2 protein-coding genes are annotated in these 1137 nt (G+C 41.2%); both read right to left on the bottom strand.

Features of this window, described 5'->3' with window-relative positions; genetic code table 11:
- Window positions 1-168 precede the first annotated feature (168 nt).
- Window positions 169-519 (bottom strand): IS66 family insertion sequence element accessory protein TnpB, encoded by a 351-nt coding sequence (gene tnpB / locus AAEY62_RS19990; protein ID WP_010554756.1) that lies wholly within the window; start codon window positions 517-519, stop codon window positions 169-171.
- Window positions 516-857: a hypothetical protein gene (locus AAEY62_RS19985; protein ID WP_008467385.1), complete on the bottom strand. Its 342-nt coding sequence runs from the start codon at window positions 855-857 to the stop codon at window positions 516-518. The genes tnpB and AAEY62_RS19985 overlap by 4 nt, the downstream gene beginning before the upstream one ends.
- Window positions 858-1137 lie beyond the last annotated feature (280 nt).

Genomic DNA, 1137 nt, shown 5'->3' with positions numbered 1-1137 from the left:
CTTCCAATGCCGCAATCTGGGCATCCTTCTGCGCTAACAGTTTTTCAAGTTCAGCAATGCGCTGTTTAAGGGCGAGTTCATTTTTCATGACGCCTATTTTAAGGCATCATCAAAGGCTTTGCAGTGCTAACTGAACTCACTTTGATGATCATCAATCGATCGCAAATATTAAAGCATTTGCTTACCTGCGACATCAATTTTACTGTGTCCAATCACATCATAACCCGATAATAACCAGTGTAATTGCTGCTCGCTTAAGGTCATGGTGGGTGACATGAGTTTGGGCCATTTGAACTTATGCTTATCTAATCGCTTATACCACAGTGCAAAACCGGTGTTATCCCAGTAAAGCAGTTTGAGTTTGTCACGGCCTTTATTACAAAACACAAATAGCGCACCACTGAGCACGGGTAGTTCAAGCTCTGCTTCCACCAACGCCGCCAGACCATTAATTGATTTTCGAAAATCAACGGCATCGGCACATAAATAGACGGTGGGTACATCAACGAACATCCTCATACCGTTAGCCCTTTAATAATGGCAACGATATCGGCCGTCGCTAAATCGATAGGAAACGTGAGTTGGCCGGTTAGCGTATCAAACTGCAGCGTATTTTGACGAGTTTGCGCGCAGACTTCAGTAGTTTGTTTTACCTGGACAAAACGTGATGATGTAAGGCACTGCGTGTGCACTGGCAAGGTGGAATTAGGCTGGTCTTTTGCCAGTAAAGCACGTTGTTTATAATAAGTCGTAATAGCGACATTATGGTGTTGGCAGAATTCAATATTAGTACCACTAAACGTACTGCGTTTCAGCAAAAGCTGCTGCCACTGTGCGCTTGTTCTGTAAGTTTTCATCACCTGCTCCGAATTTATCATTGAGCAGGTATTTTTAGATAATCAGAACATCGATGCTAGGTGTGGTTCGCTAGACGCTTACAGTTTAAATACCTTTTTGATGTTTAGTATAGGATATAAGGAATGCATGAATTTTTAAAAACAGACCAATTAGGGCATATAATAAACCAAGTTAATGATGAAATTTCTATGCTTAAGAATGCTCTGAATGAACCAATAAATAAGAATGTTGAAAGCAATGTACTTGCAGATATTTTAGATCGAGCGGCACTAGAAGAAG

The sequence above is a fragment of the Pseudoalteromonas sp. GW168-MNA-CIBAN-0100 genome (assembly GCF_040309225.1).
In the GTDB taxonomy this organism is placed as follows: Bacteria; Pseudomonadota; Gammaproteobacteria; order Enterobacterales; family Alteromonadaceae; genus Pseudoalteromonas; species Pseudoalteromonas arctica.
The sequence above is the reverse complement of the archived record's forward strand: the minus strand, read 5'-3'. Positions and strand labels throughout refer to the sequence as shown.

Bases quoted from the DNA above. Each gene is read 5' to 3' on its own strand.
- AAEY62_RS19985 (WP_008467385.1), bottom strand. From the start codon at position 857: ATGAAAACTTACAGAACAAGCGCACAGTGGCAGCAGCTTTTGCTGAAA.
- tnpB (WP_010554756.1), bottom strand. From the start codon at position 519: ATGAGGATGTTCGTTGATGTACCCACCGTCTATTTATGTGCCGATGCC.